Source organism: Psychrobacillus sp. (genome assembly GCF_032154225.1).
Lineage (GTDB): Bacteria > Bacillota > Bacilli > Bacillales_A > Planococcaceae > Psychrobacillus.
In genome coordinates this window covers 89148-113276 of the sequence record NZ_JALDYF010000008.1, presented here as the reverse complement: position 1 = coordinate 113276, position 24129 = coordinate 89148, and the positions used below count along the sequence as shown (strand labels likewise).

The 24129-nt window shown below is 36.3% G+C and carries 27 protein-coding genes and 1 riboswitch; of the genes, 14 read left to right on the top strand and 13 right to left on the bottom strand.

All coding sequences use genetic code 11. The annotated features are described in order from the left end of the window. Positions 1–105: 105 nt before the first annotated feature. The 5 genes from RUH95_RS12540 to RUH95_RS12520 all read left to right on the top strand — a co-directional run bounded on the left by RUH95_RS12540 (position 106) and on the right by RUH95_RS12520 (position 4367). Entirely contained in the window at positions 106–405 is a 300-nt protein-coding gene (locus RUH95_RS12540; RefSeq protein WP_313893218.1) for a cupin domain-containing protein, read from the top strand. 17 nt (positions 406–422) lie between these two features. Further along, positions 423–1859, top strand: a complete 1437-nt coding sequence (locus tag RUH95_RS12535; RefSeq protein WP_313893217.1) for a DEAD/DEAH box helicase — start codon at positions 423–425, stop codon at positions 1857–1859. Between the two features lie 156 nt (positions 1860–2015). Then, positions 2016–3095: an AI-2E family transporter gene (locus RUH95_RS12530; protein ID WP_313893216.1), complete on the top strand. Its 1080-nt coding sequence runs from the start codon at positions 2016–2018 to the stop codon at positions 3093–3095. Between the two features lie 12 nt (positions 3096–3107). Continuing rightward, entirely contained in the window at positions 3108–3563 is a 456-nt protein-coding gene (locus tag RUH95_RS12525; RefSeq protein ID WP_313893215.1) for a PH domain-containing protein, read from the top strand. Positions 3564–3827: 264 nt separating this feature from the next. Beyond that, entirely contained in the window at positions 3828–4367 is a 540-nt protein-coding gene (locus RUH95_RS12520; protein ID WP_313893214.1) for a biotin transporter BioY, read from the top strand. 42 nt (positions 4368–4409) lie between these two features. On the opposite strand, the gene RUH95_RS12515 is transcribed toward RUH95_RS12520, so the two are convergent. From RUH95_RS12515 to RUH95_RS12505, 3 genes are all read right to left on the bottom strand, one after another. Then, the gene (locus tag RUH95_RS12515; protein WP_313893213.1) at positions 4410–4616 is read right to left on the bottom strand and encodes a hypothetical protein; all 207 of its coding nucleotides are present in this window, start codon (positions 4614–4616) and stop codon (positions 4410–4412) included. Continuing rightward, positions 4609–4920 carry a DUF3243 domain-containing protein gene (locus RUH95_RS12510; protein ID WP_313893212.1) on the bottom strand — a complete coding sequence of 104 codons (312 nt, stop codon included), beginning with the start codon at positions 4918–4920 and terminating at the stop codon, positions 4609–4611. Before RUH95_RS12510 ends, RUH95_RS12515 begins: the two co-directional genes overlap by 8 nt. 64 nt (positions 4921–4984) lie before the next feature. Then, positions 4985–5674, bottom strand: coding sequence for a hypothetical protein (locus RUH95_RS12505; protein WP_313893211.1), 690 nt, complete (start codon positions 5672–5674; stop codon positions 4985–4987). Positions 5675–6036: 362 nt separating this feature from the next. Between RUH95_RS12505 and RUH95_RS12500 the strand changes: the two genes are divergently transcribed. Beyond that, positions 6037–7254, top strand: coding sequence for an NAD(P)-dependent malic enzyme (locus RUH95_RS12500; RefSeq protein WP_313893210.1), 1218 nt, complete (start codon positions 6037–6039; stop codon positions 7252–7254). Positions 7255–7337: 83 nt separating this feature from the next. Beyond that, complete coding sequence (locus tag RUH95_RS12495; RefSeq protein WP_313893209.1) at positions 7338–7676, top strand: DUF6054 family protein; 339 nt, start codon at positions 7338–7340, stop codon at positions 7674–7676. Positions 7677–8105: 429 nt separating this feature from the next. Here RUH95_RS12495 and RUH95_RS12490 read toward each other — a convergent pair whose 3' ends face one another. The 5 genes from RUH95_RS12490 to RUH95_RS12470 all read right to left on the bottom strand — a co-directional run bounded on the left by RUH95_RS12490 (position 8106) and on the right by RUH95_RS12470 (position 13266). Beyond that, entirely contained in the window at positions 8106–9068 is a 963-nt protein-coding gene (locus RUH95_RS12490) for a DMT family transporter (protein ID WP_313893208.1), read from the bottom strand. 12 nt (positions 9069–9080) lie between these two features. Beyond that, complete coding sequence (pepT, locus tag RUH95_RS12485) at positions 9081–10307, bottom strand: peptidase T (RefSeq protein ID WP_313893207.1); 1227 nt, start codon at positions 10305–10307, stop codon at positions 9081–9083. 37 nt (positions 10308–10344) lie between these two features. Continuing rightward, positions 10345–10992 (bottom strand): lysoplasmalogenase, encoded by a 648-nt coding sequence (locus RUH95_RS12480; protein WP_313893206.1) that lies wholly within the window; start codon positions 10990–10992, stop codon positions 10345–10347. A gap of 103 nt (positions 10993–11095) precedes the next feature. Next, positions 11096–11515, bottom strand: coding sequence for an RDD family protein (locus RUH95_RS12475; protein WP_313893205.1), 420 nt, complete (start codon positions 11513–11515; stop codon positions 11096–11098). Positions 11516–11568: 53 nt separating this feature from the next. Then, positions 11569–13266, bottom strand: a complete 1698-nt coding sequence (locus RUH95_RS12470) for a M3 family oligoendopeptidase (RefSeq protein ID WP_313893204.1) — start codon at positions 13264–13266, stop codon at positions 11569–11571. Between the two features lie 165 nt (positions 13267–13431). Here RUH95_RS12470 and RUH95_RS12465 point away from each other — a divergent pair, with 165 nt between their 5' ends. Genes RUH95_RS12465 through RUH95_RS12455 form a run of 3 tightly spaced genes read left to right on the top strand, consistent with a single transcriptional unit; the run spans position 13432 to position 15334 of the window. After that, a complete protein-coding gene (locus RUH95_RS12465) occupies positions 13432–14178 on the top strand; it encodes a DUF2087 domain-containing protein (RefSeq protein ID WP_313893203.1) in 747 nt (248 codons plus the stop codon). An 18-nt stretch (positions 14179–14196) separates the two neighbouring features. After that, the gene (locus tag RUH95_RS12460; protein ID WP_313893202.1) at positions 14197–14547 is read left to right on the top strand and encodes a GIY-YIG nuclease family protein; all 351 of its coding nucleotides are present in this window, start codon (positions 14197–14199) and stop codon (positions 14545–14547) included. Between the two features lie 13 nt (positions 14548–14560). Continuing rightward, positions 14561–15334, top strand: coding sequence for a GNAT family N-acetyltransferase (locus RUH95_RS12455; RefSeq protein ID WP_313893201.1), 774 nt, complete (start codon positions 14561–14563; stop codon positions 15332–15334). A gap of 79 nt (positions 15335–15413) precedes the next feature. On the opposite strand, the gene RUH95_RS12450 is transcribed toward RUH95_RS12455, so the two are convergent. Then, the gene (locus tag RUH95_RS12450; protein ID WP_313893200.1) at positions 15414–15764 is read right to left on the bottom strand and encodes a YdcF family protein; all 351 of its coding nucleotides are present in this window, start codon (positions 15762–15764) and stop codon (positions 15414–15416) included. 15 nt (positions 15765–15779) lie between these two features. Beyond that, positions 15780–16631 (bottom strand): helix-turn-helix domain-containing protein, encoded by an 852-nt coding sequence (locus tag RUH95_RS12445; RefSeq protein WP_313893199.1) that lies wholly within the window; start codon positions 16629–16631, stop codon positions 15780–15782. 383 nt (positions 16632–17014) lie between these two features. Here RUH95_RS12445 and RUH95_RS12440 point away from each other — a divergent pair, with 383 nt between their 5' ends. Continuing rightward, a complete protein-coding gene (locus RUH95_RS12440; RefSeq protein WP_313893198.1) occupies positions 17015–17833 on the top strand; it encodes a hypothetical protein in 819 nt (272 codons plus the stop codon). A 788-nt stretch (positions 17834–18621) separates the two neighbouring features. Here RUH95_RS12440 and RUH95_RS12435 read toward each other — a convergent pair. Then, entirely contained in the window at positions 18622–19209 is a 588-nt protein-coding gene (locus RUH95_RS12435; protein ID WP_313893197.1) for a YdcF family protein, read from the bottom strand. 18 nt (positions 19210–19227) lie between these two features. Continuing rightward, entirely contained in the window at positions 19228–19869 is a 642-nt protein-coding gene (locus tag RUH95_RS12430; protein WP_313893196.1) for a glycerol-3-phosphate acyltransferase, read from the bottom strand. A 142-nt stretch (positions 19870–20011) separates the two neighbouring features. Beyond that, positions 20012–20127: riboswitch (SAM riboswitch) on the top strand. A gap of 118 nt (positions 20128–20245) precedes the next feature. Between RUH95_RS12430 and RUH95_RS12425 the strand changes: the two genes are divergently transcribed. After that, positions 20246–21538 carry an O-acetylhomoserine aminocarboxypropyltransferase/cysteine synthase family protein gene (locus tag RUH95_RS12425; protein WP_313893195.1) on the top strand — a complete coding sequence of 431 codons (1293 nt, stop codon included), beginning with the start codon at positions 20246–20248 and terminating at the stop codon, positions 21536–21538. Between the two features lie 116 nt (positions 21539–21654). Then, positions 21655–22641, top strand: a complete 987-nt coding sequence (locus tag RUH95_RS12420) for a homoserine dehydrogenase (RefSeq protein ID WP_313893194.1) — start codon at positions 21655–21657, stop codon at positions 22639–22641. Between the two features lie 263 nt (positions 22642–22904). On the opposite strand, the gene RUH95_RS12415 is transcribed toward RUH95_RS12420, so the two are convergent. Further along, positions 22905–23135 carry an excisionase family DNA-binding protein gene (locus tag RUH95_RS12415; protein WP_313893193.1) on the bottom strand — a complete coding sequence of 77 codons (231 nt, stop codon included), beginning with the start codon at positions 23133–23135 and terminating at the stop codon, positions 22905–22907. A gap of 108 nt (positions 23136–23243) precedes the next feature. Between RUH95_RS12415 and RUH95_RS12410 the strand changes: the two genes are divergently transcribed. Beyond that, on the top strand, positions 23244–24104 hold the full coding sequence (locus RUH95_RS12410) for a DMT family transporter (protein ID WP_397469505.1): 861 nt from the start codon (positions 23244–23246) through the stop codon (positions 24102–24104). Positions 24105–24129: the final 25 nt, after the last annotated feature.

Genomic DNA, 24129 nt, shown 5'->3' with positions numbered 1-24129 from the left:
TATATACCTCTTTTCTAGTTGTTTTCACGCAAATAGCGATATTTCAATTATACCACAGATGATGGGTAATTAGGCGATATAGACATTATTTAAGGAGGAATAGTTATGAAACTAGTCGAAACTCCATATTTATTGGAAGAAAAAGAAAAGAACGTGTCGAAAGTTTTTCAATTTGATGGGCATAATGTGTTAAACATTCAATTACGAACAAATGAAGAAATAAAAGAGCATGATGCAAATGCGCATGTATTGATTGTTGTAAGAAAAGGGAAAGTTATATTTACGGTTGAAGGTGTAGAACAAGTGGTAACGACAGGCAATATGCTGCATATGGACCCACTTGAAAAGCATGCGCTAAAAGCAATGGAAGATTCGGATATAGTAGTTATTAAGATAAGTAATTAAAGAGGAGATTATGCATAATGCATTTTAATGAATTAAAAGTAGAAGAAAAGATTTTACGTGCCATCGAACAATTAGGATACACAGAGCCAACAGAAGTACAGGAAAAGGTTATTCCAGTTGCGTTAGATAAACAGGATGTACTTGTAAAGTCAAAAACAGGTAGTGGAAAAACGGCATCATTTGCGATTCCATTATGTGAACTTGTCGATTGGGAAGAAAATAAGCCACAAGCGTTAGTATTAACTCCAACAAGAGAGCTAGCGGTTCAAGTGCAAGAAGACATAACAAACATAGGGCGCTTTAAGCGAATAAAAGGATTGGCATTATACGGAAAGTCTCCTTTTTCTAAACAAAAGTTAGCACTTAAACAAAAAACACATATTATTGTTGGAACGCCTGGACGAGTACTTGACCATATCGAAAAAGGTACATTAGATGTATCGAAAATAGAGTATCTTGTCATTGATGAAGCAGATGAAATGTTGAATATGGGCTTCTTACAGCAAGTAGAATCGATTGTTAAGCTACTACCAAAAAATCGTACAACGATGCTGTTTTCTGCAACATTATCTGACCAGATTAAAAAGCTAAGTAGCAAATATATGAAGCAAGCCGTTTCGATAGAAATTGATTCTGCAGAAGAAAATGCACCGAACATTGAGCATGTGAAATATGTAGTAATGGAAGAATTAAAGCTTTCTCTTCTTGAGAAATTAACAATTATTGAAAATCCAGATAGCTGTATTATCTTTTGCCGTACAAAGGAACGTGTAGATCAGTTAGTAGATTCTCTGGATGAAAAAGGGTACACAGCTGACAAAATTCACGGTGGTATGATGCAGGAAGACCGCTTTGAAGTAATGGATGAATTCCGTAAGGGTGAGTTCCGATATTTAATCGCTACGGATGTAGCTGCCCGTGGAATTGATATTGAAGATATTACCCATGTTGTTCACTATGATGTACCACTTGAGCAAGAAAGCTATGTGCATCGTACTGGTCGTACTGGTCGAGCTGGGCGCAGTGGAAAGTCGATTATGTTTGCAACTCCTCATGAAGATAAGTTTGTGAGAGAAATTGAAGCATTTATTGGCTTTAGCATTCCTACTGGTATAGATTTATCCGCAGATAAAGTAGCGCAAAATCGTGCAGCATTTAATGCGAAAATGAAAGAGCAGCCGGAAGCAAAAGTATCGAAAAGTGAGCAGTTAAATGCAAACATTACGAAACTATATTTCAACGGTGGAAAGAAAAAGAAACTTCGCGCGGTTGATTTTGTAGGAACTATCGCAAAAATTGACGGGATGACTGCTGATGATATCGGTATCATTACGATTCAAGACAATGTAACGTATGTGGAGATTTTGAATGGTAAAGGCTCTCTCGTTTTAAAGACAATGAGAAACACAACTATAAAAGGAAAATTATTAAAAGTGCATATTGCACATAAATAATACTTGAACGAGCTGAGGCGTATAAAATCTCCAGCTCGTTTTCTATTATAAGTTTGCAGAAAAAATGGTAAGATACGTATTAAAGTGAAACTTCAGTCATGGAGAATCGTATAATGGATTAAAGTATATCAAATAGATGGAGGATGTGAGGATTAGGTGGCGAAGAAGCTTTGGTTCCAAGTAGGTGTAGCAGTACTGCTTACACTAGTTATTATTTATATGTTTATGAAAGTGCAAAGCATTTTTTCTCCTCTAGTTATAATTGGGAAAACAATATTTTTACCTTTATTAATTGGGGGTGTTTTGTTTTATTTAACAAAACCTCTTTTAACTTGGTTGGAATCGAAAAAATTTCCAAGATGGGCTAGTATGGTGTCTGTTTTTGTCGTTATTGGCCTTGTGTTTTGGATGTTTTACGGATTAGTAGGACCAGTTCTTTCCAAACAAGTGAATGCGCTTGCCGCAAATGCTCCTGCAATTATAAAGGAAGTAGAAGAGATAACAAAATACACGATGTCTCAGCGAGAAAACTTCCCTGATTTTGTGGAAGAATATATTAAAGATGCGGAAGGAAAGCTTAGTGCATATGCAACGACTGCGGGTAGTCTTTTAATAAAATTCATCCAAGGTGTATTCCAAGGAGTTTTCTTATTTGTATTAGTTCCATTCTTCCTTGTATATATGTTGAAGGATCATGAAAAGTTTGCTCCTTTTGTTGCTCAATTTTTCAAAGGGGAAAAGAAGACATGGATACGTAAAACGCTATCAGATATTGATGATACATTACGTGCTTATATTCAAGGGCAATTATTTGTTAGTTTTTTAGTTGGTGTAATGCTGCTAATTGGTTATTCTGTAATCGACCTCGACTATGCACTGTTACTTGCTTTGTTTGGAATGATGATGAATGTAATTCCATTTTTAGGACCGTATATTGCGCTTGTTCCAGCTCTAATTATTGCATTTATTCAAGAGCCGAAAATGGCTATATATGTAGCGATAATTATGCTTGTTTCACAACAAATTGAGAGCAACCTTATTACTCCAAATGTTATGGGGAAATCTTTAGATATCCATCCGCTGACAGTCATTACGATTATTTTGGCTGCTGGAAATATTGCAGGATTAGGTGGGGTCATTTTAGGAGTCCCAACATATGCAGTAATAAAAGCGATTTTGAAAAATTTATATGCACACCGGGAAGGAATAAAGGATGCAGCGGTAAAATCAGTTTAGTTAGGTGATAAAATGAAGTTTAAATCAAAAAGAGATCGTACATTTATGGGGTTAATGACTGGTGCAATTGTGCTGATTGCAATAGCTACACTTTGGCCAGTAGTATATGAATTATTTTTCACAGAGAAACCAGACCTTGTAGCAATAACTATTATGAGTGCCCTATGTCTATTGACTATTGGTTTCCTACTTTGGATTGTAGTAGATATTGAATATACATTTCAGGCTGATTATCTGCTTGTTCGTGGCGGGATATTCAAAAGTAAAATTCAATATGAAGATATGACAAAAGTAAATCATACATCAAATATTATAGCAGGCTACCGAATACTATCGTCGAAAGATGCGATTGAAATTCATTATACAAAATCATTATTGGGGAGTGTTATTATTTCTCCAGAACGTCAAGAAGAATTTTTGAACATTCTATTAGAAAAAGCACCGCATATTAATTTTGTGAAAAAATGATTTTAAAAGTGGATATGTTAACTAAAAAGCTGCACTTCGTTTTCATAAGAGGTGCTGCTTTTTTGATGGAATTACATTTAATCGGAAAAATGGACCTTTAATTGGAATTTTTTAAGGTTTAGTTGGAAAAATAGAGCATTTAGTTGGAAAACAGCGCTTAGCCAATATTTTTATATTGACGAAGCATTGTTTTTTTATTACGATTAGTTTTGTGTTAACTAATTGAATATAATAGTTAACTCATTTTACTTAGGGGGAAATAAAATGAGAAATAAGCGTTTGAAAATGATGGTTGTCGCAGCGTTATTTTCTGCAATTATTGCGATTGCAGCACAAATTATGATCAATATTCCACCAGTACCTTTCACCTTAATGACGATTGCAGTTATGTTAACTGCGACGATATTAGGAGGGAAATATGGGACATTGGCGGTTACTGTCTATGTACTAATGGGCATTATAGGGATTCCTGTATTTGCTGGGATGAAGGGTGGACTTGGAATCGTACTTGGCCCAACAGGTGGATATATTTTAGCGATCATTCCAGCTGCATTTTTAGTAGGAGTCTACTTAGAAAAGTTTGGATATACGAAGGTGCAAGCGATAGCGGCTAATATTATTGCAGTATTTATCATATTAATACTTGGCTCAATTTGGCTTAAATTCGTAGCTGATTTACCTTGGGTAGGAGCATTTAAAGGTGGTATGCTTCCATTTATATTACCGGATCTTGCAAAAGCAGTCGTGGCAGCGTTAATCGGAATTATTATACGAAATCGTTTAGTTTCGGCAAAATTAATATAAAAAACTTGCCCCAAAGCTGAATTTTGGGGCAAGCTATTTTTATTAGGGGTATCGTTCTTCGCTTAGTGAACGATTTTTTGTATGGTGGTGGAATTTTTCGTCCTGTACTTGAATATTCAGCTCTTCGACTGGAATGGGATCAACAGTCTGCATATCTTCATGCATATCAAATAAGCTTTCTTTTGTCGTCCTTACACCATCTGGATTGTCCAGAAATCTTCCTGCAGCATCTTTCCGTTTACTATCCATTTTTTACGAGATTTAAAAGCATATGGCTAAGTGCGTGTTGTTGTTCCTTGTCGCCATTTTTCCATAATTGTTGCAAGAGATGTTCTTCTCGATTACGGGGTTCTTCATGATTTGCTAAATATCCGGCAACTTTTTCGGTCGCTTTCGCTAGCACTTCATCGCTTAAACCCATTTTTTCACCAGCAGCTACCTTTCCAGACAAGTATGATGTAAAGGTTGAAAAATTTTTCAAAATCTCTTCTTTTTCTTCAGTGCCAATACTGTTTAACTTTTGTTCTACTCGTTCATCAATTTTATTTCCCAAATTTCCTCACTCCTTTAGTGTGTGATCTTTATTAGCTATTCCCATAAAAAATAAAATCATGCATTTATACAAGTGGGCAAAATCCACACTTTATCAAACCTGGAACGTCTTTAGAAAAACAGCAAGTTGTTCGAACGGTTGTGTTCATTAACTCGGAAGGTTGTTTCCCTTTTAAATACACAGCTAAGTGAGACTTGGAAGAGAATTTTTTCCAAATGGATTCATCTTGAAGAAGTGCCCAGTCTTTTTCTGCTTGCTCGGAAAGGACAGGATTGTCTAAAAAAACATAGTAATGCCATAATAAGTAGCCAAAAACATTTTCCCAAAGTGTTATGGGAGAAATGCTGCATTGTGCTCGCAGCAGCTTTATAATGGCGTTGCATTGTTGCTCCCAGATTAACTGAACATCCGCGCCTCTATTTTCATCAACTTCTCGAAAATATTCTACAGGTATATATGTGCTAATTGTTTTATTGCCATACTCAGTCGTTGCGAAAAACTGTATTTGTTCGAGTGGACCGTCCCAAATTTCGTCGTATGCAGTCATCATATAAAACTGCATAGAAATAAACATCCCAATCCTTCGCATGAAAAAAGACGCAGCAATTGGGTCATTAGATGCTCCAGAAATGAGTTTAATCATTGGTAGAGTATTGCCTAAACTTTTTACATTGAAAAGTGGAGTGCTAGAAGCTTCAAAATACACGCTATAATTATTAAATTGTCTGATTTGGTCATTCGTTAAAGTTGTCATATGTTTAGTATACAATTTTTTATGAAAACTGTTGACTTTTTAATTGAAAATGATTATCATTATCGTATAGAAACTTACTCTTATATGCGAGAAGGTTCTTACAGCGACTTTTCTCCAAATTGTAGCTGACTAATCGCACACTTAACCCCCCTCAACGTTAAGATAGTGCATTCATGTTGATCGGTAGTCAAAATTGACTGCCGGTTTTTTTTATTATATTTAAAACAAAATTTTACATATAAATATAAACAAAGGAAATTATATGTGAAGAAATTCACTAATACTTTACTATTGACATTAAAATCGTACAACTCTATAATTCTCAGAATATAATAAAAATTAGAAGATGGGTGAGTGAGAAGATGGATTTGAAGACACGTGCGTTGAATTTACATCGGGAGAGTAAAGGGAAGATAGAATTAGTTTCAAAGGTTCAAGTGGAGAGCATGGGGGATCTAAGCTTAGCTTATTCGCCTGGAGTAGCAGAACCATGTATGGAGATTAAAAATAACCCATCTACTATTTATGAGTACACTTCGAAAGGAAATCTCGTTGCAGTAGTAACGGACGGGACGGCTGTACTTGGTCTTGGAGACATTGGTCCAGAAGCATCTTTGCCAGTTATGGAAGGGAAGGCAATCTTACTTAAAAGGTTTGCGAATGTCGATGCATTTCCGATTTGTCTCGACACAAAAAATGTCGATGAAATCGTTCAAATTGTAAAAGCGATAAGTCCGACGTTTGGAGCGATTAATCTAGAAGATATTTCAGCTCCACGTTGCTTTGAAATAGAAGACCGCCTACGTCATGAATTAGATATACCAGTATTTCACGATGATCAGCATGGAACGGCAATTGTCGTTGGTGCAGGTCTTCAAAATGCCGTAAAGCTTGTGAACAAAGATATTTCGTCTATGAAAGTTGTTATAAATGGAGCCGGAGCAGCTGGAATGGCTATTTTGCGAATTCTTCTCCAACTCGGTTATAAAGAAATTATTATGTGCGATTCAACTGGAATTATTTATGAGGGCCGAGAAGAAGGGATGAATTCGGTGAAAGAAACAATCGCCAATGTGACTAATCCTTATGGCTTAAAAGGAGCACTTAAAGAGGCAATGGAAGGTGCAGATATATTTATCGGTGTGTCTGTAGCGAATTTATTGACGAAAGACTTAATAGACTCGATGAATTATGATCCAATCGTTTTTGCATTGGCTAATCCAACACCAGAGATTTCGTATGATTTAGCGAAAGAATGGGGTGTTCGAGTCGTTGCAACAGGGCGATCGGATTTTCCGAACCAAGTGAATAATGTGTTGGCATTCCCAGGAATTTTCAGAGGTGCGTTAGATGTAAGGGCAACGGATATTAATGAAGAGATGAAACTCGCTGCGGTGCAAGCAATTGCTGCTCTTATTGATGAAAGTGAATTAAGAGAAGACTATATTATTCCAGGTGCGTTCGATGAGCGAGTTGTAAACGTAGTAGCGCAAGCGGTTAGCGATGCAGCTATTGAATCAGGGGTATCCGATCTTTTCCAAGCAGTAACTTTATCTAGCAGAAGTCTCCCACTTGTATAAATAGCCAAATGAATTTGATGAAAAATAGAAACCATTCCCTCATTCAAACGTAGAAATAAGTAGAGGATGAGGGGGGGATTGTAATGGATGTACGGGAGTTTTATGTTTCATTGTCACCGAAATCTGCATTAGGTGTTCTAGAGGAATCATTAGTCCGAGGAACCATTTCCGGGGCAATGGTAGATGTTTATGAGCGCATAGTAGGGGATAAGCAAGTAGTTGTATGTGTGTTAGAGAAGTATTATATGCGCACAAGTAACCGTGCTTCAGTGACTATTACAATTGATAATTTAGAAGAAAATACGAAAGTGCATGCTGCGGCATCGGGCGGAGGAGCAGGCGCTTTTTTACGATTTGACTGGGGAGCTGGAGATAGCTTTGTAACCAGTGTAGAAAGAGCTTTAGAGACATATATGGTTTAAAAAAACGCAAGGTTATGAAGGGAAGTCATTCATAACCTTGCGTTTTTTCTGGAAAGACAAGTATATATAGAGAGTGGATTTCGTTTCAAGCGGACGCTTTTTGCGGGCACGGCTTCAGCCGCTTCCCTCGATAAGCTCAGTCCAGGGTCTTCAGCTCGGTGCTCCTGCGGTTACTCGTCGCAGAAAACATTTGCTGTTTCCGCTGGAGTCGCCACTTTTCACTCCATCCATCTATTTTACAGAAATATAATCATGTTCTTTCTATTTATTGATTTCACGGAGTACTACCTTCTATGTTTTGTAGTTTCTATTTAATATTTAATTTCACTAATTCATATTAAACTCTTGTTACGTATCATCCGAACATTCCCTTCAACCCATGCCCGCGAAAAGCGTCCGCCGTAGCGGAAATCAACGGATTCTGACCCGTTACGTTTTTTCTGATTTAACCACTGGAACTTTCGTATTTAAAACTTTCGTATAGTAGCTATGTAAAAACATTCCTAAAATAATTATGCCAAGTCCGATAAGTGCAATTGGTTCTGGAAGTGGAATATGTAGGATAAGCATTTCTCCGAGAATAACGAAAATGATTTCGGTTGATTGCGTTGCTTCTACTGCAGCTAGTTTGCCTTGATGATTGCGAACGCTATCTGTTGCCATGAAAAACAAGATAGTGGCGATAACGCCAGAGCTAATCGCAACAATTAATGATTGGACGACTTGGCTCATAGAAGGAAGGCCAACTGTACTAATCGCATAAATCGCGAGAACAATCCAAGCCGGAAGTGAAGCAATCGTCATGCCTAGTACTCGTTGAAATGTATCGAGTTTGCCGTCTAAATGCTCCATCATTTTACGATTACCTAATGGATATGCAAATGCTGCAATAACGACTGGTAATATGCCAAGAAAAATGGCACTCATTTGAAGTGAATTTGTGTTCGGGATTTGAATAAGAATGATACCTATTAATATAACAAGTGAGATTAAAAGAGAAATCATCGGTATTTTTTGCTTAATGATACGATCTTTAATCTTTACAGAGAAAAATGGTGCCAATAAAACCCCTGCGACAATCGTAAACTGCCACATTCCAGAAATGAGCCAGCCAGGACCGTAAGCCGCTGCAAATGTAAGTGGTGCGTAAAATAATACAAAACCAACAAAGCTCCATATAAGCCACGGAGCAGGCGATGATTTTAGCGCCTTAAATGTAGGACTAAGGCCTTTGCGATACGACACAATAAGCAATAAAAACGGAATCATAAAGAAGAAGCGGAGGGAAGAGCTCCAAAGCCAGCTTCCTCCCGATACCTCCATAGAACGATTCAATATAAAGGTTACTGCAAAAAACAATGAAGCAAGAACACCGAGTAATATTGCCCGCATGAAAACACCTACTTATGCTTGTTTTTCAAATGATTGAATAATTCCTTTTACTACTTCTGTTGATTTTTTCATATCATCCGCTGAAATATATTCATATTTCCCGTGATAGTTTTCCCCACCAGTAAAAATGTTTGGAGTTGGTAATCCCATATAAGAAAGCTGTGAACCATCTGTACCACCGCGAATTGGGATGATTAATGGCTCGATATCTAATGAAATCATTACTTCTTTCGCCACGTCTACAATTTCCATTACAGGTGTAATTTTTTCACCCATATTATAGTACTGGTCGTTTAATTCGACAGAGATAGCACCTGCACCGTATTCTGCTGTAATTTTCGCAGCAGTATCTACGAATAATTGTTTTTTCGCTTCGAAACTTTCTCGGTTATGATCGCGAATAATATAACTTAGCTCTGTTTTTTCTACATCGCCATTAATATTCATTAAGTGAATAAAGCCTTCATGACCTTCTGTTTTTTCAGGAACAGCGTCTACTGGCATATGTGATTGGAATTTTGTAGCGATTGTAATCGAGTTCACCATTTTTCCTTTGGCAGAACCAGGGTGTACGCTCGTGCCATTCGTTACAACTTTTGCACCAGCAGCATTAAAGCTTTCAAATTGTAATTCACCAAGTGGACCTCCGTCCATTGTGTAAGCAAATTTTGCTCCGAATTTTTCTACATCAAAACTATGTGGCCCACGACCGATTTCTTCGTCTGGCGTAAACGCTACGCGAATTTTTCCGTGCTTAACATCTGGATTTTGTACGAAATATTCCATTGCTGTCATAATGATTGAAATTCCTGCTTTATCGTCCGCGCCTAAAAGCGTCGTTCCATCTGTTGTAATAAGTGTATGTCCTACATAGTTTTTAAGCTCTGGGAAATCTTTCACAGCCATAACTGTATTAGCATTTAGTGTAATATCTTGCCCGTCATAATTTTCAATACGTTGTGGATTCACATTTTTCCCTGTGTAATCAGTTGCTGTATCGACATGTGCTAAAAATCCGATTGTCGGAACATCTTTGTCTGTGTTAGCAGGTAATGTAGCAAATAAGTAGCCATTTTCATCTAATGTTATTTCGACTAAGCCAATCTCTGCTAGCTCTTTTTCTAATACATGTAGCAAATCCCATTGTCCTGCTGTTGTTGGACAAGTAGTACCTGCCGCATCCGATTGTGTGTCTATTTTTGCATAGCGAGTTAAACGCTCGATTAATATTTCTTTCATGAGAATAAATCCCCTTTCTTTAGTGCAAAGTATGTTTCTATTTTAACAGATTCTTTCGAACTGCGGAATAATTAATACTAAGGGCGAACATAAATTGAGCGCCATAATAGGAAGTCATAATAATGACGTCTGAAAAAGGAACATCTGCAATGAATTTATTAATAGCAAGTGTTGAATCTGAAAACATAAATAGAATGGCACCGATGATAGCGAATTTATTGGCAGTTTGAAAAGCATTCCATCCCATTAGTAATATAACGACAATATAAAGTATAACTGCAGCTGCTAAAATAGTTTCCCCTTTTGACCAAAGTGTCCCAGATAACCAACCAGCCATTAGAATTCCATATCCAATTAAAATAATCGCAGCCCATCTCGGAATAGTCGTTTTTTTCACGTGACGGAAAGCGAAAATATACCAAATATGCCCGATTAAAAATGTAATAAGTCCGATGATAAACCAGTAAATTAAACCATCTGCCAGCATACAAACAAAAAGGCCAATCAGAATAAGTGTTTTATACCTACTAGATGCTCCAGCAGGTTGTAACCACGCAAATAAAAGAATCAACAGCATCGGAATAAGCTTAAATGCAATTTTCACAAGTACTGGATCACTTGGTATAAAGAAAATATACACAATGCTCATAATTACGATAAAAGTAGCAATAATTTTGTTCCACATAAATGATTAATACCCCCTCTACTTATATTGTTCGTGAAAATATGAAAATGTCCTGCATCAAACTATGTATATTAAAAATAAAAAAGAACAAGCATTAGGTGAACTAATACTTGCTCTCAGGTAGATTGTCTGTAACATATGTGCCCGCGATAAAATCATGAATAGCTCGCTTGTCTTCTCGAAGACCAACCATGAATTCACTAACAATAACGCCGAAACCAAGCGTAAGCGTATATACAAGTCCGCCAATAATCTCACGCTTTACCATTGTCCAAACGTCTACATTTGTTCCGTCTATTTTGACAATTCGTATGCCAATCATTCGCTTCCCAATTGTGTATCCAGTCCACACAAGCGGTAAGATGAGTGCATAAACAGGTTGACCCATTGAGGCAATCCAAGTTTCAACAGATTCGCCCAAAATGAGAAAACTAATAAGTGATACAGTAATTCCGACATTAATACCATCTAACAGGTTGGACCTAATCGTCTCCAAAAACCAACTGGATTTAACATTATACATTCTTCCTTTTTAGCGAACTAGCCTGTAACAAATATTACAGGCTAGCTTGTGGATTATAGTTTTGAATCATCTACGCTACTTAAGTAGGCGTCAATAGAACCAATAACGGATTCTACACAACCATCATCAAATGGCGAGATTAAATTTGCTTCAGCTACTAACTTCGTGAAAGATTTAGATCCACCTAATTGGCAAAGATGTAAATAATCCTTCCAAGCAGTTTCGTGATCTTCTCTTGAACGCTTCCAAAATTGGAATGCACAAATTTGCGCTAATGTGTAATCAATATAATAGAATGGGCTAGCGTAAATATGTGCTTGGCGTTGCCAGAATCCGCCTGCTTCTAAATATTCATTGCCATCGTAATCACGATGAGGTAAATAGATCGCCTCGATTTTTTTCCAAGCAGCTTTTCGTTCAGCAGGTGTCATTTCTGGATTTTCATATACTGCATGTTGGAACTCATCTACTGCAACCCCGTAAGGTAAAAATAAAAGTGAACTGCTCAAATGGGCAAATTTATATTTGTCTGCTTGTTCTTTAAAGAATAGTTCCATCCAAGGCCATGTGAAAAATTCCATACTCATTGAGTGGATTTCACACGATTCAAATGTTGGCCAAACATATTCAGGAATTCCGATATTGCGGCTTGTGTACACTTGGAACGCGTGGCCAGCCTCATGTGTTAATACGTCGATATCTCCAGAAGTTCCATTGAAGTTCGAGAAGATAAACGGTGATGCGTAGTCATCGATAAATGTACAATAACCACCAGATTCTTTCCCTTTCTTCGCAACTAAATCCATTAAATCACGGTCAATCATAAATTGGAAGAACTCTGCAGTTTCAGGAGAAAGTTCTTCATACATTTTCTTCCCGTTTTCCACGATCCATTCAGGAGATCCTTGTGGAGTTGCATTTCCAGTTAGGAAATTAAGAGACTCATCGTAAAACTTCAGTTTATCGACACCAATTCGCATTGCTTGGCGCTCATATAGCTTACTAGCTAAAGGAACGATAAAATCACGTACTTGGTCACGGAACTTTTTAACCATTTCTGCATTATAATCAATGCGATTCATCCGAACATATCCAAGCTCTACGAAGTTTTTATACCCAAGCTTCGTTGCCATCTCATGACGAATTTTCACCAATTGATCGTAAATAGCATCAAATTTCTCTTCATGCTCTTGGAAAAAGTTGAAGTTTGCTTCCTTTGCTTGTTTACGAATAGCACGATCCGTAGATTCTGCATATGGCCCAAGCTGTGCAAGTGTTAAAAATTCCCCGTTGAATTCTACTTGTGCAGAAGCAACAAGCTTCGAGTAATCGGAAGTCAATTTGTTTTCCTGCTGCATAAGTGAAATAAGCTCTGGGTCAAATGATTTAATTTGAAAATCAGCAAGATCAAAAAGTTGGCTATCCCATTTTGCTTCTAGTTCTTCACGGAATGGAGAAGCAACAAGTGCTTTGTAGTATTCCGTAATTAGCTCGTCCATTTGTGGGCTAAGCTCATCTAGGTAATCCCGTTCTTTTTGGTAAAACTCATCGTTTGTATCAATAGAAGCACGAATATAAACTAAATTTGCGTTTGTGGAAAAATCATTCCGAAAAGCGTTAATTGCCTCGATAGCTGAACTCTGTTCTTCTACTGTTGCTGCGCTTTTAAAATTCTCCAGTAAATCTGTGAATTTTGCCTTTCCTTCTTCAAAACTTGGTCGTTTGTACTCGTAATCTTTAAATGTAACCAATGTTATTCTCCTCTCGTACGCTTCTTCGATACACGAAGCGTTTTCCATTTAATTGTTCATTATTTTCAGAAAAATTGCAACTGTATTTTTTGGTGTTTGACTATTTACAAACAATATTATATTATGTTTATAAATTAACAAACAATGAATGGTTGTGTTTATGAAATGTCAAATTCGGAAGAACTTTGGAATGCTAGTATAGAACAGTTGAAAAAAGGGTTTATTGAAGAAAAAGATGCTTTTATTTGTTTGATTTGCAGTGAAAAAGTGGAAAAAGGGATTATTTATCCGCATAATAACGTTTTATTGGAAGCAGAGCGATTTATGAAAACGCATATTGAACTGGAGCATGAATCGATGTTTCATTATTTAATAAGCTTAAATAAAAAAATTACAGGGTTAACAGATCATCAAAATAGCTTGTTGCGCTTATTTTATGAAGGGAAGAGCGATACCGACATTCAGAAGGAGCTAGGTATCGGCAGTGCTTCGACAATTAGAAATCATCGATTTGTTTTAAAGGAAAAAGAACGCCAAGCAAAAATTTTCTTAACGATGATGGAGCTGTTAACAGAAAAAGATGAGCATGCACCTACTTTCTTAGCCGTTCATAAAAATGCGACGATGGTAGACGATCGATATAACATGACGCAAGAAGAACAAGCAGATGTAGAAAAGAAGTTTTTTCTAGATGGGCTCTTATTAAAATTCCCTAGAAAAGAAAAACAAAAATTGGCGACGTTACGCGTTATTATTAAGCAATTTGAACATGAAAAGATGTATAGCGAAAAAGAAATAAATGAAGTACTCAAAAATATATATGCTGACTTCGTCACTTTAAGACGTTATTTAATAGAGTATGGTTTTTTAGATAGAAAAGATGATTGTAGTTCATATTGGGTGAAAAACTAAAGAGAAGGTTGAGTGAATATGGAACGTAAAAAGGAACTAAAGCAAGAATTCAAAGAGGTTAAAGTAGAAGGTGGTATCTATGCCATTACGAATAAGCAAAATGGTAAAAAATTTGTAGCATCTACTCGAAATTTCAAAACATTAAATGGCACCAGATTTACATTGGAAACAGGCACGCATACAAATCGTGTGCTTCAAGAAGAGTGGAAAAAATATGGTGAAGAGGGGTTTGAAATTGCTCCAGTGGAAGTGTTGAAAAAACCTGAAAATGAGTATATGGATGAAAAGAAAGAACTAGAAAAGCTTTTGACGAAATGGATGGAGCAGCTACAGCCATACGGGGAAAAAGGTTATCATAAGAAAAAATAGGGGAATAAATGTAATGAATGAAAATTTGAAAGAGGTTATAAAATTACTTGAAAATAATGATGAGGAAATTTACCCAGTATTTGCATATTCAATATTAAACAAATATATTAACGGACAGTTTTATTTGGATGAGTTGGAGAAAAGCCTATTAATCAGAACCGATTCAGGTATTTTTGTTGTTGCTGGAGATGAAATGAACAAAGATTTTTATCAATTACTTAAAGAAAACTATAACATCAGAAAAAATGCGAATGAGCGATTTACTTTATTTTCTCCATCACAGAAATGGGACCAAGCTATAAATGAATTATTTGGAAAAGAATTAAAGCAAATATACAGATATTCTTTTCAGTTTAATAAGGGAACTTACTCTTCTATAAAAAAGAGTGAAATCCCAAAAGAATTTACATTAGTAGAAATGGATGAAAAAACAATTACTAAAAGCATTGATTTTAATGAATCTTATTTTAATGAGTATTGGGGATCTGTTTCAAAATTTCTTGAAAACGGTTTTGGTTATTGTCTTCTACATAGCGAAACCGTTGTGAGTGAATGCACTTCTATATTTTGCTCTCCACAATATGCTGAGATTGATATTACAACTCAGGAAAAGTATAGAGGAATGGGATTAGGTCAAAAAGTAGCAGAGATTTTTATGGAACGCTGTATTGAAAAAAGGATAAATCCTAAATGGGATTGCGATATAAATAATGTAGCATCAATAAAGATGGCAGAAAGATTAGGATTTGAAAATCCGATAAAATACTCTATTTATGTCAGAAGATAAATTATGTACCACGGTAACAGGAGCAATTCAAAAATAAGCAACAAAAAATATGACTCCAAAGTCGCTTGGAGTCATATTTTTATTTCCCTACAATATAAGTCTTCAGCAACGCCGCACGTTCGCGTAAGCGCACTTTCATCTCCACCACTTTTGGAGTTTTGGCTGCTACAACGTCAGCATCCCAACCAATCTTTTCAGCGAGAACTTTCGCACGCTTCAAGTGGTAGTCGCTCGTAATAATTGTTATCGATTTCACATTATCCGGCAATATTTCCTGGGAAAACAATAAGTTTTCGTAAGTAGAAGTCGACTGATTTTCAACAATGAGTCGATCTTCTGGAATCCCATTTTCCAAGAGGAAATTTTTCATTACTACAGCTTCCTCAATATCTTCATCCGATCCTTGTCCACCAGACACGACTAGTTTCACAAGACCATCAATTTCTCAAGAAGTATAATGATTAAATTCTTGTTGAATACGTTCCCAATAGTCGTAATCTTCATAGAACGTTAATAGTTGCCGTGCTTTTTTCAAGGGCTCTGATGATCCTTCTCCCTGTATATTAGCTTTGCAAATAGCTTCTCTTGAGAAGTGGAGGGCCAAAAGGGAATAATCCATTCTTTTTTTTGCATATTGAAGTGAATTTTCGATAATTTTAAGTGCTATTACATAATCTTTATTTTTTATAAGTAACAAAGAAAGGTTAATCTTAAATGCTATCTTTAATCTCGGCGCATCCCGAAAGTCTTTATATGTATCTAATCTTATTAGTATTGTTTCTGTGAACTTAATCGCAATATCTACTGGAAATAAAAATAAAATGGTGTTGATAATACGGATATCGTTTAGATACCATTGTTCATATTTTGACATATCTCGCCAGATAGGATCTACTATATTTTGAGCTTTTTCTATATCTTTTGTATCGTGGATTTGAATAAATGCCTCACATATCAAGTAAACCTTCTTTATATCCTGATCATACTGTTCCTCTAAAAAATTGACTGCTTGTTGTTTTAAACTTCGTAGGAGTTCCATATGATTGTAATTTATCGAAAATAATTTATGTATAAGATTTTGTTTTCGTCCATAACTATAACCGTTCCGAACATAATCAAATTCTTCCGCTGAAATATTCAACCGATTAAGCAACTGGAGATAGATGCTAGCATCTATATCCCTTATTCCAGTTTCAAATTTAGAATAGGCACTTTGTGAAATAATGCTGCTTGCTACTTCCGATTGGCTATATGCTCTATTCTGTCGAATCTTTCTAAATTCTTTTCCAAAATACATATTCATCTCCCTATTCTTTTATTCCATATGGAATATTTTGTCGTGTAATTTGATTTATCCTTTATAGTTATTGGAGAAAGGTGGGGATTTGAATAGTGGAATGGATACAAGTACTTGTCGATATTTGGATTATATCAGCTAGTTAGTCTTATTTACAATGTTTCACCTTTTGTTTGTCGGTAGTTTTTTAATTCTTATGTATCATTTCTGAGTAGGATAAAATTGATTTTCAAAAAAAGAGAATCTCATTTTTATTAGTAGTTGATATTTATAAAGAATTTAGTATTCTTCATTTGACAGTAATAATTTTACTAAATGCCTAATTAAATATCTCTAGTTGAAAGATGATTGAATGTATTCAGATATAAAAAGGAGGAAAAAGAATGTCTAAAAAATTTAGTATAGTGAGATTAATTTGTTTAACTTTATCTTTTGTGTTGATTCTTTCAAGCTTATCATTAAATAATAAGGTATCAGCAGAGTTTCAATCACAGGTTTCTAATTACGAAATATTTGGTTCGAATTTTTCAGAGAATATTGATTTAGAATCATATTTAAAGGAAGTAGAGAAAGAGGTTCTAGATGGGACTGGAGAAAAAATACTATTTAAGGTTTTAGAAGGTAATAAAATAGAAATAGAAACTACTAATAGTGAAGGTAACCCAATATTATTAGTAATTGATACTAAAACAAGTGAACTAATTGTTGATGGTGAAAATCTTGGTCAAGTAGTTCATAAAACGGTGGAAGTTGAAGAAGAATTGTTAAAAAGAAATCAATTAGTAAGGGGAGCATATGATCCTGTATATGTAGCAACTTATAATTATGATTTACAAAATCTGGGTGGAGATCTTAGTAAGGCAGCTATTTACACAACTGCATTAATTGTTGTAGGAGTAGCAATATTAACTGGAATGGGTATTACTGTGCCAGCAGTGTTAGCCAGTGTTAAGGCCTATTTAACAAGTTTTGGTTTTAGTTTTGCAACAACTCTTATGGGAGATATGTTAGGTGGTAAAATCACGTACAAGTTATACAAGACTAAAGAAGCTGTACCTACGGGATATGGTTCCTATCAAACAGCATTAAGATATCAAGATGGAGTAGTCTCTGCTAAATTTAAGATAGGTATCTATACATCACCGACATGGACGTTCAAAGGGACAACTGGTTCGTGGTGGTTTAGCGATAAGCCAATGTAAGGGAGAGGAGAGCGGATAAAATAATGTTTGGGTATATAATTTGTGCATTTTTGCTTTTTATTTATGCATATAAAGAAAGGGATAATGCGGAAAAATTTATTAAATATCCTATTGTTATTGGAGTATTAACATTGTTTTTTGTTCTCTTTTCACACTATGAGTATCAATTAGCTGTAAAGATCGTATCAGTAGTAATATTAATATTAGTAGTCTGGAGTTTTGTTATAGATCGCAAAAAGAGATTAAACAATAAATAAGTTGTAGTAAGAGTCTGACGTATGTCGGGCTCTTCCCTACTAGTACTGTTAACGCGGAAGTCGCAGCCGTACCGATAAACAACACCGTATTGTCTGTAATAAAAAGTTTGTTCTACATCATAGAGATGAAAGAAATGATGAAAATGAATCAAAGCAATATATAGGTGGTTACAATTTTTTTAGTTAATTAATGGGTATGTTTTTATTGTAAGCGTTAAACTTACGCTTACTTTTTATTGTTAGGTTTGAAATATATTTTATATTCCTTGTATATCATTTTTGTAATTAATTTGTCTTCATAGATTTCTATAAGATTATCACTTTTTTTGAAAAAAATTTTCTTTTCTCGTGGATAATTGAGAATGACATATGGCCATCCTATTAAAACAAACTGCTAGAGATTGATGTAGTTTTAGATTTACTTTGGAAGTTGAATAAATTTATAGCCATTTTGAAAGAACAGGGAATAGAATGAAGTTTCATTAGGAGACTTTGAATTCCAACAAAAAATAACTCCGAACAAATTCGGAGTTATTTCCCTACAATATAAGTCTTCAGCAACGCCGCACGTTCGCGTAAGCGCACTTTCATCTCCACCACTTTTGGAGTTTTGGCTGCTACAACGTCAGCATCCCAACCAATCTTTTCAGCGAGAACTTTCGCACGCTTCAAGTGGTAGTCGCTCGTAATAATTGTTATCGATTTCACATTATCCGGCAATATTTCCTGGGAAAACAATAAGTTTTCGTAAGTAGAAGTCGACTGATTTTCAACAATGAGTCGATCTTCTGGAATCCCATTTTCCAAGAGGAAATTTTTCATTACTACAGCTTCCTCAATATCTTCATCCGATCCTTGTCCACCAGACACGACAATTTTCACATGTGGATTTTCAATAGCGTACGCTAGTGCTGTTTCCAGTCGATATTGTAATGCGAGCGAAGGGATATTCCCTTTTTTCACTTTTGCTCCGAGCACAATTGCATATTCATTCGTGCCGTCTGCTTTTGGTTCGAGTCCATCGTTAAGCCAGTAGCTAGTGAGAACCCATAAACCAATTCCAGTAGAAGCAGTAACTAATAAAGGAATAACCACAATCCACCTCATTCTTTTTTTCATCTCGTTCACTCTTTTCTATTAAGCAGCTGGTTTCTTCCGCTTCAAAAATGTTGAAATTTTCATCTCTTCATTACGAAACAGTCGCTTGAAGTTTTCTATATGCAGTAAGCTAGCCATTATAAATAAGAAGCAAGCAATAATCACGGGTGCTGAGCCTGCTGCAAACCAAATCGACGATGCAATGAAAACGAAATAAAAAACAAATACGCCGATTAATAAATAATCCGTTAACAAAGTAGTAACTACTAATAATAAAAATCCGATAAGTCCGATTGGCCAATTAATTGCAAGCAATATGCCAATAATAGAAGCAGTACCTTTTCCTCCCTTAAAACGAGTGAAAATGGGGAAGTTATGTCCCAAAATCACAGCTGCGCCAGCTAAATAAAGAATCATTGCCTGTTCTGCTTCCGTAAACGTTGCAAAATGCTGAGTAGCATAGCGGAAGCCTATTACGATAAAAACACCTTTCAAAATATCAATCATCGCCACTAGTATGCCGTATTTCAAACCGAGAACGATAGCTGCATTAGAAGCACCAGAATTTTTTAGCCCTTCATTTTTAACATTAATTCCGCTAAAAAATTGAGCAATTTTCGATCCGTGAACCGATCCAACTAAATAACTAATAATAATTGCACTAATAATCCAAATTGTCATTGCCTCACCTCCATTAAAAAACTTCCCCATATATTGTAACGTACGTAAAACAAAGAAGTTTCAGAATTTTTATAAAAAACACTTGACGAATAGATTCGTAAAATCTTATACTGTGTAACAAGATGGAAAACTGAATCTAATACTCTTATCAAGAGTGGCGGAGGGACTAGGCCCTACGATGCCCGGCAACCAACAAGTTTTGAACTTGAAAAGGTGCTAATTCCTACAAATTCATGCTATGAATTTGGAAGATAAGAGGAGGAACATGCGAAACTGCACCCCTCTTCTTAAGCGAAGAGGGGTTTTTTGTTTGTTCAATTAATCCTCTCCCGCCTCCCAAAGCATCCATCTAAACTACTTTACAGGAGGAATTCAAATGACAAATCTTCGACCAGAAACACTACTTTTACACGGTGGTCAACAGTCAGACCCAATCACAGGTTCACGAGCAGTTCCGATTCACAAAACAACTTCTTTTGTATTTCGCGACACAGAGCATGCACAAAACCTTTTTGCATTAAAGGAAGCAGGGAATATTTACACACGTATCGGTAATCCAACGGTTGATGTATTTGAACAACGAGTTGCGCTATTAGAAGGTGGAACAGCTGCAGTTGCTTTATCTTCAGGAATGGCAGCTATCGCATTTTCGATTTTGAATATTGCAGGAGCAGGCGATGAAATTATTGCAGCAGAAAACTTATACGGTGGTACTTTTAATTTATTCGCACATACATTACCTCGTTACGGCATTACAGTAAAGTTTGTTGATTCTACGGATCCGGAAAATTTCCGAGCAGCTGTGACGGATAAAACAAAAGGAATCTTTGCTGAAATTATCGGAAATCCAAGTTTAAATATATTAGATGTAGAAAAAGTAGCAGCAGTTGCCAATGAAGTAGGAGTGCCACTATTAGTTGATAACACATTCGCTACACCATATGGCGTTCAGCCAATCAAACATGGTGCACATGTCGTTATTCATTCTGCAACGAAATGGATTGGTGGACATGGAACGACGATAGGTGGCGTAGTAGTCGATGGTGGAAATTTTAATTGGAATTCAGACAAATTCCCTGGATTTACAGAACCAGACGTGACTTACCACGGCTTACGCTATGGAATCGATGTACCGAATGTAGCATTTGCGATTAAATTACGCGTACAACTACTTCGTGATTTTGGTCCGGCATTAAGTCCAGAAAGTGCATTTTCACTTTTACAAGGTTTAGAAACGCTTCACCTTCGAGTACCAAAGCATAACGAAAATGCGCAAGTACTTGCAGAATACTTAGCAAATCATGAAGGGGTAGAGTGGGTAAATTATCTAGGGTTAGAGGACCATCCATCCCATGAACTAGCGAAAAAGTATTTGCAAAACGGCTTTGGATCAATCGTAAACTTTGGAGTAAAAGGCGGAAGGGAAGCGGGTCGCCACGTCATTGATAATATAGAAATATGGTCACATGTAGCGAACGTAGGGGATGCCAAATCATTAATTATTCATCCTGCTTCGACAACACATCAGCAACTGACAGCAGAAGACCTAGTGAAATCGGGCGTCACAGAAGACTTAATCCGCTTGTCTGTAGGGCTTGAGGCAGTAGAAGATTTACAAAATGCGCTCGATAAAGTACTTGTCAGAAAAACAAATGTCCTCTCTGTATAGAATTTTGTTGTTAATTGGGCAGAAATAGTCTACAATATGTAAAATAGTCAATCAGGATGTTAGTAGAGTATGTATTCTAGAAGCTCAATTGTACTGATTCATTTGGAGGAGAAAGCATGGCGAAAATTAAAGCAGCAATTTTAGGTTTTGGAACAGTTGGTCAAGGAATCTATCATATCGTTAACGAGAAAAAAGAGGATTTGAAAAAGTCATTGGGCTTGGACATCGAGATCAGTGCCATTCTTATTAATAACTTAGCGAAGGATAGACCAGAAACACCGGGTGTGTTAGTAACAGATGATTTTGAGGACATTATTAATATTCCAGGACTTCAAGTCGTTTTTGAAGCTATTGTCAATGAAGAGCCAGCCTATGGTTACTTATGTAGAGCGATTGATAAAGGATGTCACGTCATTACGGCGAATAAAGTGATGTTCTCTAAATATAGTATTCCACTTCAAGAGCGTGCAAAATCACGCGGAGTCTTTATTGGATATGAAGCAACAACTGCTGGTGGAGTTCCTGTTATTAAAACGCTGAAAAATTTACTTCAAGTGAATACAGTAAAGAAAATTCAAGGAATTTTAAATGGAACATCTAACTACATTTTAACGCAAATGCGTTTAGATGAATGTCAGTTCAACGATGCTCTTCAAGAAGCGCAAGCGCTTGGTTATGCAGAAGCAGATCCGTACAATGATGTTTCTGGTCAAGATGCTTTCCGAAAATTGATGATTTTAAGTGCACTTGCTTTCGGCAAACAGCCAAATTGGAATGATGTCCGAGTAGATGGAATCGAGGAAATTTCATTAGAAGATGTGAAAAAAGCAAAAAAAGAAGGACTGCGTTATCGCCATGTAGCAGAAATTACACAAGACGAAAACGGTGAGCTATTTGCTTCTGTCGGTCCGCAGCTAGTAGGTCCAGATCATCCTTTATATGCGATAGAAGGAGTAAACAATGCTGTATCACTAGATACAAATTATATCGGTACGCTTACATTAGTTGGTCCTGGAGCAGGAATGTACCCAACTGCAAGTGTTATGGTAGAAGACTATGCAGAAATTATCGGGAAGCGTGCAGGATTCTTTATTACGATTTGATGTAAGAGAAGTGATAGGATGATCCCTACTTGTAGAGGATTGTCCTGTTTTTTTATCATTAGGTGCTTTTGTGTGAAATAGTTACTTAATCGGTTCAAAGTGTGTAATAAAATGGATTATATGTATTATGTCGATTGATTTGAGGGGGTAGAATACTTTTTATTTGGAAATTTTAGAGCATTTATTTGGAAAACCATTAGCCCATCCTCTTCTGACAAAAAAAGGACAATCTCCTCATTCGGAGAAAGTCCTTTTTGCGTTAGTTAGTCTTCATCTTTGACGTCAATGTCATCAGGAATCGGCGTGTTTCGCCATTCATCTATTTGGCGTTTCAGGTCTTCCACTTGCTCTAAGTGAGTTTGAAATTGGTTGCTATTTACGTAAAAGTCTTCCCCATTGTAAACGGCACGGATTTTTTTTTCCGCAATATACCGCCTTACTTGTTCAACGGGCATCGATAAATAAATCGCAGTTTCTTCTACTGTCATATACATGTAAAAGCCTCCTATCCTTAATAGTATAAGATACGATTGTGACTATCTCAATATGTGCTATATTGAAAGTTAACGCAAAGATTTCCTAAAGGAGTGAAAAACTTGGCTATTATTCCATACATACTTGTTTTACTTGGTGCAATTCTTTGGGGAACGACAGGAACTGCACAAACCTTTTTACCAGAAAGCGCTCATCCATTTGTTATTAGCGCAAGTCGTTCCACAGTTGGTGGGTTCTCTTTATTAATTTTTATGGTACTACTAAATAAAATAAAATTCAAAACATGGCCCTGGAAAGAAACAATTTATGCTGCAATTTGTATATCACTTTTCCAACTATTGTTTTTCTCTTCTGTTCGATTAACAGGAGTAGCCATTGCAAGTGTAGTGGCAATCGGAAGCGCGCCCGTATTTTCCGGAATAATTGAGTGGGTATTTTTAAAACTGCAACCAACTAAAGTTTGGGGAATATCGACGTCTTTCGCTATTACTGGGTGTTTATTTTTATTCATGAATAAAGGTGAAATTACGATCAATCCAGTCGGCGTCCTATATTCACTTATTGCTGGGCTTGGATTTGCAATATATACGATTGCTAGTAAATCTTTATTGAAAAAAGAAGAGACGATTCCAGTTATCGCAATGACTTTTTCAACAAGTGCAGTTATGTTAATGCCGTTTTTCTTCTTATATGATGTTAGCTGGCTACAGGAAACAAGTAATGTTGGCGTTGTATTATACTTAGGCCTTGCAACAACGAGTGTGGCATATGTGTTATATGGAAGAGGGCTTATTAAAATTCCTGCGTCTTCTGCGTTGACGTTATCTTTAGCGGAACCGACAACAGCGGCTTTGTTAGGTGTGTTTATCGTTGGAGAAGCGCTTAGTGTAACGTCTTGGATTGGAATATTGTTTTTATTGGGCGGAATTGTAGTACTAACTTTAGGAGCAAGGTCAAAAAGCTTATAGTAAATTGTGAAAAATAGAAAGGCTG

Bases quoted from the DNA above. Each gene is read 5' to 3' on its own strand.
- RUH95_RS12490 (WP_313893208.1), bottom strand. From the start codon at position 9,068: ATGCGGGCAATATTACTCGGTGTTCTTGCTTCATTGTTTTTTGCAGTA.
- RUH95_RS12475 (WP_313893205.1), bottom strand. From the start codon at position 11,515: ATGTATAATGTTAAATCCAGTTGGTTTTTGGAGACGATTAGGTCCAAC.
- RUH95_RS12440 (WP_313893198.1), top strand. From the start codon at position 17,015: ATGTCTAAAAAATTTAGTATAGTGAGATTAATTTGTTTAACTTTATCT.
- RUH95_RS12535 (WP_313893217.1), top strand. From the start codon at position 423: ATGCATTTTAATGAATTAAAAGTAGAAGAAAAGATTTTACGTGCCATC.
- RUH95_RS12540 (WP_313893218.1), top strand. From the start codon at position 106: ATGAAACTAGTCGAAACTCCATATTTATTGGAAGAAAAAGAAAAGAAC.
- RUH95_RS12460 (WP_313893202.1), top strand. From the start codon at position 14,197: ATGGAACGTAAAAAGGAACTAAAGCAAGAATTCAAAGAGGTTAAAGTA.
- RUH95_RS12445 (WP_313893199.1), bottom strand. From the start codon at position 16,631: ATGTATTTTGGAAAAGAATTTAGAAAGATTCGACAGAATAGAGCATAT.
- RUH95_RS12515 (WP_313893213.1), bottom strand. From the start codon at position 4,616: ATGGATAGTAAACGGAAAGATGCTGCAGGAAGATTTCTGGACAATCCA.
- RUH95_RS12415 (WP_313893193.1), bottom strand. From the start codon at position 23,135: ATGTATATGACAGTAGAAGAAACTGCGATTTATTTATCGATGCCCGTT.
- RUH95_RS12525 (WP_313893215.1), top strand. From the start codon at position 3,108: ATGAAGTTTAAATCAAAAAGAGATCGTACATTTATGGGGTTAATGACT.
- RUH95_RS12495 (WP_313893209.1), top strand. From the start codon at position 7,338: ATGGATGTACGGGAGTTTTATGTTTCATTGTCACCGAAATCTGCATTA.
- RUH95_RS12455 (WP_313893201.1), top strand. From the start codon at position 14,561: ATGAATGAAAATTTGAAAGAGGTTATAAAATTACTTGAAAATAATGAT.
- RUH95_RS12435 (WP_313893197.1), bottom strand. From the start codon at position 19,209: ATGAAAAAAAGAATGAGGTGGATTGTGGTTATTCCTTTATTAGTTACT.
- RUH95_RS12500 (WP_313893210.1), top strand. From the start codon at position 6,037: ATGGATTTGAAGACACGTGCGTTGAATTTACATCGGGAGAGTAAAGGG.
- pepT (WP_313893207.1), bottom strand. From the start codon at position 10,307: ATGAAAGAAATATTAATCGAGCGTTTAACTCGCTATGCAAAAATAGAC.
- RUH95_RS12430 (WP_313893196.1), bottom strand. From the start codon at position 19,869: ATGACAATTTGGATTATTAGTGCAATTATTATTAGTTATTTAGTTGGA.
- RUH95_RS12505 (WP_313893211.1), bottom strand. From the start codon at position 5,674: ATGACAACTTTAACGAATGACCAAATCAGACAATTTAATAATTATAGC.
- RUH95_RS12480 (WP_313893206.1), bottom strand. From the start codon at position 10,992: ATGTGGAACAAAATTATTGCTACTTTTATCGTAATTATGAGCATTGTG.
- RUH95_RS12465 (WP_313893203.1), top strand. From the start codon at position 13,432: ATGTCAAATTCGGAAGAACTTTGGAATGCTAGTATAGAACAGTTGAAA.
- RUH95_RS12520 (WP_313893214.1), top strand. From the start codon at position 3,828: ATGAGAAATAAGCGTTTGAAAATGATGGTTGTCGCAGCGTTATTTTCT.
- RUH95_RS12425 (WP_313893195.1), top strand. From the start codon at position 20,246: ATGACAAATCTTCGACCAGAAACACTACTTTTACACGGTGGTCAACAG.
- RUH95_RS12420 (WP_313893194.1), top strand. From the start codon at position 21,655: ATGGCGAAAATTAAAGCAGCAATTTTAGGTTTTGGAACAGTTGGTCAA.